We start from the raw sequence: 7,226 nt of genomic DNA on the forward strand, positions 1-7,226 counted from the left end.
TCTTCCTTTTCTGCAGACATTACCTGGATATGGCTGTATCCAGTGCTTCTTCTAATGTCGTGACACCTATGACTTTTATTTTAGCAGGAGGCGTCCAGCCGTCCATATTTTTTTTGGGGATAATAGCTCTCGTGAAACCAAGCTTAGCGGCTTCCCGCACTCTTTCTTCAATTCTCGATACCCGACGAATTTCACCCGTTAAGCCAATTTCGCCGATAACAATATCTCCCGGATACGTAGCGTGATTTCGAAAACTCGACGCAATGCTGACCGCAATTCCGAGATCAACTGCGGGTTCGTCCAGCTTTACTCCGCCGGCAACATTTATATATGCATCCTGATTTTGAAGCAGCATGCCGAGGCGTTTTTCAAGCACCGCCATTAAGAGAGCAATACGATTCTGATCCACGCCTGTTGCGGTACGCCTTGGGTAAGCAAAACTCGACGGCGCGATCAAAGCCTGCATTTCCACTAGAATCGGCCGGGTGCCTTCCAACGAAGCAACAACGACAGATCCTGCCATCCCATTCGTGCGTTCTTCCAGGAAAATCTCCGACGGATTTTTCACTTCTTCCAGCCCGGCTTCTTTCATTTCAAAAATACCAATCTCATTTGTAGAGCCAAATCTATTTTTTACGGCCCGGAGAATCCGAAACGTATGATGCCGTTCTCCTTCAAAATACAACACCGAATCCACCATGTGTTCAAGCAGCTTTGGTCCGGCAATGGAACCTTGTTTTGTAACGTGTCCGACAATAAATATCGCAATATTACGGCTTTTGGCAATTCTCATAAAGGCAGAGGTTGATTCTCTGACCTGGGCCACACTCCCCGGTGCTGAGGTGACGGCCGGCTGGTGAACCGTTTGAATGGAATCAATAATAACCAGATCCGGTTTGATATTATCTATCGCTTTTTCGATATAATCCATGTCGGTCTCCGCGTAAACGTACAGCGTATCTGACGTCACGTGAAGCCTGTCAGCCCGGAGCTTTGTCTGTTTGATCGATTCTTCCCCTGAAATGTACAGTACTTTTTTCTGCCTGGCTGCCAAAATGGCAGAAACCTGCAGCAGCAGGGTCGATTTACCAATACCCGGATCTCCCCCTACCAGCACAAGCGAGCCTGGAACAATTCCGCCTCCAAGCACCCGGTTTAATTCTTCCATGGACGTTTTAATACGAGGCTCCTGATCTCCTGCTATTTTGGTAATGGATTGAGGCTGCTGGTTATTGTTTTCATTAAATGACCGACGCTCTCCCTTGCCGGCAGAAGGAGTCTCCATTTCTTCCACGAGCGTATTCCATTGATTGCAAGAAGGACAGCGTCCCATCCATTTGGTCGTTTCGTATCCACATTCCTGACAGACGAATTTTGTTTTTGTTTTGGCCATATATACTCTCCCGTTCTCTTAGGTGTACGTTTTTATAACCTTAAGCATGCTTTGTGATGAAAAAAACTGTCCGTAGTGCGAACACGCACTTCCGGACAGTTGTTCCAGGAAAACTGTTTTATGCTTTCGCTCCTGATTTTGTATCCACGATGAATTCTCCGTCTTGTACGTCAATAACAACGGTGCTTCCTTTTTCAATCGTTCCACGCAGAAGCTCCTCTGAGAGGCGGTCTTCAACGTTCTTTTGAAGCGAGCGGCGCAGTGGTCTTGCTCCGTACTCCGGATCGTACCCTTCGTCTGCAATTTTCTGCTGAGCGCTTTGAGTAAGATCAAAAACAATGCCTTGTTCAGCAACACGCTTTTTCAGTTCAGCAGCCATGAGGACAATAATTTTTTCAATGTGCTCTTTTTCCAGGCTGTGGAACACAATAATTTCATCAATACGGTTTAAGAATTCCGGGCGGAATGTATTTTTTAATTCTCCCATAACCTTATCACGCATATTATTATAATCTTTGTTTTCATCTGTGTGCGTAGTAAAACCAACGTACTTGTTCTTCTTCAGCATGCTCGCACCGACGTTTGATGTCATGATAATAGCCGTGTTTCTAAAATCGACTCTGCGACCCTTGGAATCGGTAAGAAAACCATCTTCAAGCACCTGCAGCAGAATATTAAATACTTCAGGGTGGGCTTTCTCAATTTCATCCAGCAGGATAACAGAGTATGGATTGCGGCGTACTTTCTCTGTAAGCTGTCCGCCGTCTTCATATCCTACATAGCCTGGAGGAGAACCGACCAAACGTGAAGTGGAGTGGCGTTCCATGTACTCGGACATGTCTATCCGAATAACGGATTCCTCGTCGCCGAACAGTGTTTCAGAAACGGCACGGGCCAGTTCAGTTTTACCAACACCGGTAGGGCCAAGGAAAATAAAGGAACCAATTGGGCGTTTCGGATCTTTCAGTCCGGCTCTTGCTCTTCTGACCGCTTTGGAAACAGCTTTTACTGCTTCATCCTGGCCAATGACACGGCCGTGGAGGATTTCTTCCATTCTTAAGAGGCGGTCGGTTTCTTCTTCTGCCACTTTCGAAACAGGAATACCAGTCCAGCTTGCAACGATTTGTGCAATATCTTCTGTCGTTACTTCCGTGTTTTCCTGGCCCTGCTTTTCTTTCCATTTGTTTTTCATGTCTTCTACTTCTTCACGCAGGCGCTGTTCGCTGTCACGAAGAGATGCTGCCTTTTCGAACTCCTGGCTCTGGACAGCCGCATCTTTTTCTTTTCTTGTTTCTTCAAGGTTCTGCTCCAGCTCTTTAAGGTTTGGAGGAGCTGTATAGGAGCGAAGCCTCACTCTTGAAGCTGCTTCATCAATCAGGTCGATCGCTTTGTCCGGCAGGAAGCGATCCGGAATATAGCGGTCAGACAGCTTTACAGCTTCTGCAATCGCATCATCGGTGATTTTTACGCGGTGATGAGCTTCGTAACGGTCGCGCAGTCCGGCAAGGATCTGAACGGACTCGTCTGTAGTCGGCTCATTTACTTGAATAGGCTGGAAACGACGTTCAAGTGCCGCATCTTTTTCAATATACTTTCTATATTCATCTAAAGTGGTTGCACCGATACACTGCAGTTCTCCACGTGCAAGAGAAGGCTTTAAGATGTTCGATGCATCAATAGCACCTTCCGCTCCACCGGCACCAATTAAAGTGTGCAGCTCGTCAATGAACAAAATAACATTCTGTGACTGACGGATTTCTTCCATTACTTTTTTAAGACGATCTTCAAATTCCCCTCTATATTTAGTTCCAGCTACAACGGTACCCATATCCAGAGTCATAACCCGCTTGTTGCGGAGAATTTCCGGTACTTCGTTAGCAATAATAGACTGGGCGAGACCCTCTGCAATGGCTGTCTTACCAACACCCGGCTCCCCAATAAGGACCGGGTTGTTTTTTGTACGCCGGCTCAATACCTGAATAACACGTTCAATTTCTTTGCTTCTGCCGATAACCGGATCCAGTCCTTCTTCTTTGGCTACAGCTGTAAGATCACGTGCGAGGCTGTCAAGCGTCGGCGTGCTTGCATTGGATGCGCCGGTGCCTGATGGCTGCTGCTGGTTCCCTGAGCCGTCATTGCTTCCAAGAAGCTGAAGCACCTGCTGACGGGCTTTATTAAGGCTGACGCCAAGATTATTTAAGACCCTGGCTGCTACTCCTTCGCCTTCGCGGATTAATCCAAGCAGGATGTGCTCTGTCCCTACATAGGAATGACCAAGCTTTCTTGCCTCATCCATAGACAGCTCAATAACTTTTTTAGCACGCGGCGTGTAATGAATGGTTTTAGAACCTTCCTGGCTTGAACCAATTAAGGCTTCTACTTCTTTTTGTATTTGATCTGTTCCCAGATTAAGAGCCTGAAGGGCTTTGGCGGCAATACCTTCACCTTCCCGAATCAAACCCAGTAAAATATGCTCTGTGCCAATATTATTATGGCCAAGGCGAATGGCTTCTTCTTGCGCGAGGGCTAGTACTTTCTGTGCCCTTTCTGTAAATCGTCCGAACATCATATATCCATGCACCTCCGTAGGTTAGTTAAGTTCTTTAGTTGATTGTACCTAATATATAAAAATAAATCTTCTATTTGAATTAAAAACGCAGGAAGAATAGCTGAACCCGGTTAACGCGGTTCTATTTTCATACGTTCCCTGATTAAAGAAGCCCGCCTCACGTCCCGCTCTTTAGCTTCGAGTGGACGATCCGCATATTGCTGCAGAAATCCAGGCTGCATAAGAATCATCAGCTCATTTAGAATATTACCCTTTATATCGTTTATTAAATCAAGGTCAATACCAAGTTTCACATCAGATAAGCGTTTTGCGGCTTCTTTTGTCTCTATAATCCGGCTGTTTGATAATATTCCATACGATCGGAAAATACGGTCTTCTATTTGAATACGGGACGTCTTAAGAACCGAACGCCTTGCTTCGTATTCCTGTTCAATAATTTGGAGTACGATTCCCTGGAGATCCTCGACAATGTCTTCTTCTGATTTTCCGAGGGTCGTTTGGTTGGAAATCTGAAAAAGGTTTCCAAGCGCTTCGCTTCCTTCCCCGTAAATACCCCGGACTACAAAACCAAGCTGGTTAATAGCCGGCAGGAACCGGTTCAAAGCTTTCGTCATCACAAGCGCGGGCAGATGCATCATCACCGATGCTCTCATCCCTGTGCCGACATTCGTCGGGCAGCTCGTCAGGAAGCCTCGTTTTTCATCAAACGCATACGTGACTTTGCTTTCCACCCAGTCGTCGAGTTCATTGGCAAAGCGCAGGCCTTCTTCTGGTTGAAACCCTGGAAACAAACACTGTATTCTTAAGTGGTCTTCTTCATTCACCATTAAGCTGACCGATTCTTTTTCATTTAAAAGAACCGCTCCAGCTGTACTGCGCTCTGCAAGATGAGGACTGATTAGATGCTTTTCCACCAGCATCTTTTTTTCATTTTTAGAAAGCTCTTCCATATTCAACAGCTCCAGGCTGCCTGCAAAGCTTTCCCTGCTTTCGGTTAGTTCTTTGGAAACAAAACCTCTCAGCGTTTCTGCCGAGTGCTCGGAAGAAATAATAGGAAATGGATAATCATTAAGATTTCTGGCAAACCGAATTCTTGTACTTAATACAATATCCTTCTCTGCTCCGCTCTCTTCTTTCATCCACGGGCTCAGCGCATTTGATATGAACCGTTCCAGAGACATCAGCTTTCCTCTCCTTTCGGTTTCATCTGCTGTTCAAGCTCTTTAATGTGGTCGCGAATCGAGGCGGCTTTTTCAAATTCTTCTTTTGCCACCAGGTCTTTCAGTTTTTGACGCTCTTCATCGATTTCACGCTGGACCTGCATTTGAGCTCCGGACCGTTTAGGTATTTTTCCGTGGTGGCGGAGGTTTCCGCTGTGTACTTTCTTAAAAATCGGATCCAGCTTTGCTTCAAAAGCTTCGTAACAGTTCGTGCAGCCGAAACGCCCGGTTTTTACAAACCGCTCATAAGACAAGCCGCAGTTATCACACACCAGCGGCTTTGGGGCTTTAGTGTAGGGAGCTGAATTATCGTTTTTTAATGGTTTATCAAATTTTAAAATACCAGAAAGCAGATCGTGGATTGAATAGCTGTTCGTTCCATGAATTGTTTCTCCTTTTTCCCGGGCGCACTCTTCACATAAATGAACTTCTGTTTTCTGACCATTTACTATTTTAGTAAAATGAAGGCTGGCTTGTCTCTGCTGGCATTCCTGACAAAGCATGGCTGAGCCCTCCTTTCTGTAGTAAGCTTATCGATATCGAAGGCTTTGAAGCATGGCTTTTAATAAATGGGCTCTAAGAAAATCTCTTTCTTCCGGATCTTTTAAGGCAAGTACCGTGCGGTCTACGGCAGAAAGCATAATATTAGCCTCTCTTTTGGAAATAGCTTCCTCTTCAAATAGTCTCATTAAAATACTTTCAGCAGATACTTGATCCACCTTGCTTCCAATCAGTTCAACAATCTGATCGACCAATTCTACATGGTCATCTACTTTAATACGGATAATACGGATATACCCGCCGCCGCCTCGTTTACTCTCCACAACATATCCTTTTTCAATTGTAAAACGAGTACTAATAACATAATTAATCTGTGAAGGCACGCACTCAAACTGCTTGGCCAGTTCACTTCTTTTTATTTCAATTAAATCTTTCTCGCTCTGTGTCAACGTTTGTTTAAGGTAGTGCTCAATAATATCTGATATATTCTTCACTGGTTTACCCTCCTGTCCGCTGCCGTTATAGGGTCTAACGCGTAACAATAACAAGGTATTGACCTTGACTATCTTTGACTTTAATATAATACAAATACATAGCTATTTCAAGTTATAGTCATTGTAACTTCGACTTCCACCGTTCCACTCTGAGAATAGAGCGCCTCATATAGGTCAGCCTGCTTTACAGAACGAGGGACTTCTACATGAAGGGTAAAGATTCTCGTCGATTTCCCCTCGTCAATTTTTTGCTCTTTTACTTTTGTCACCGCTACTTTTTGCTTTTCAAGGGCTTGAATAATATTACCCAATGAACCTGCATATTTATACATAGTGACTGTAATAGAATTCGATGCGGAAAATGGCCGAAACATACGGTCCACTTTATTTAATAAAAGAAGACTGAGCAGTACGATCAGCGTAGCAAAAGCGGCTGGAATGTACATACCAGCACCGGCTGCAAGACCAATAGCCGCAACCACCCAAATGGAGGCAGCGGTTGTCAGTCCCTTAATAGAGGCGCCCTGTACAATAATCGTTCCAGCTCCCAAAAAACCTACCCCACTAATCACATAAGACGCAAGCCTGGACGGATCATACGCGACAACATCTTCATTTACACGAAGATAATCCTGAAAGCCGAACAGAGCCATAATCATAACAAGGCACGCACCGGTTCCTACCAGCATATGCGTTCGAAAGCCCGCGGGATGACGCTTTATCTCTCGCTCTATTCCAATTACACCAGCTAAAGCGGCGGCTGCCAAAAGCCGGATAAAGATAACAACCAGATCATAATTGAAGATAGACTCCATACTAAGTCCCCCGTTCTCTACTGTGCATGTACAAAACAATGAAAGCTCTATATAAATGAAAGTATAGTATAAAAGAACACATAAAAAAAGCACTCTTCCCAAAAGGGAAAAGTGCTTGCATTGGCCCGGCAACGTCCTACTTTCACAGGGGGTCGCCCCCCAATTATCATCAGCGCACAAGAGCTTAACTTCCGTGTTCGGCATGGGAACGGGTGGGACCTCTTGGCTATCGTC

Annotated in this window: 6 protein-coding genes and 1 rRNA gene; all 7 read right to left on the bottom strand. The window is 45.1% G+C overall.

The window, feature by feature from the left end; all coding sequences use genetic code 11:
* Positions 1 to 19: 19 nt before the first annotated feature.
* Positions 20 to 1,393 carry a DNA repair protein RadA gene (gene radA, locus AC5W2J_RS16865; protein ID WP_496060625.1) on the bottom strand — a complete coding sequence of 458 codons (1,374 nt, stop codon included), beginning with the start codon at positions 1,391 to 1,393 and terminating at the stop codon, positions 20 to 22.
* 118 nt (positions 1,394 to 1,511) lie between these two features.
* The gene (gene clpC / locus AC5W2J_RS16870; RefSeq protein ID WP_496060626.1) at positions 1,512 to 3,962 is read right to left on the bottom strand and encodes an ATP-dependent protease ATP-binding subunit ClpC; all 2,451 of its coding nucleotides are present in this window, start codon (positions 3,960 to 3,962) and stop codon (positions 1,512 to 1,514) included.
* Between the two features lie 110 nt (positions 3,963 to 4,072).
* Positions 4,073 to 5,143, bottom strand: a complete 1,071-nt coding sequence (mcsB, locus tag AC5W2J_RS16875) for a protein-arginine kinase McsB (protein ID WP_496060627.1) — start codon at positions 5,141 to 5,143, stop codon at positions 4,073 to 4,075.
* Entirely contained in the window at positions 5,143 to 5,685 is a 543-nt protein-coding gene (gene mcsA, locus AC5W2J_RS16880; protein ID WP_496060628.1) for a protein-arginine kinase activator protein McsA, read from the bottom strand. Before mcsA ends, mcsB begins: the two co-directional genes overlap by 1 nt.
* Before the next feature lie 27 nt (positions 5,686 to 5,712).
* Entirely contained in the window at positions 5,713 to 6,177 is a 465-nt protein-coding gene (locus AC5W2J_RS16885; RefSeq protein WP_496060629.1) for a CtsR family transcriptional regulator, read from the bottom strand.
* Positions 6,178 to 6,284: 107 nt separating this feature from the next.
* The gene (locus AC5W2J_RS16890) at positions 6,285 to 6,992 is read right to left on the bottom strand and encodes an MgtC/SapB family protein (RefSeq protein WP_496060630.1); all 708 of its coding nucleotides are present in this window, start codon (positions 6,990 to 6,992) and stop codon (positions 6,285 to 6,287) included.
* Between the two features lie 123 nt (positions 6,993 to 7,115).
* Positions 7,116 to 7,226 (bottom strand): 5S ribosomal RNA (rrf, locus tag AC5W2J_RS16895); the annotation flags it as partial.

Source organism: Sinobaca sp. SA16-1 (genome assembly GCF_059510515.1).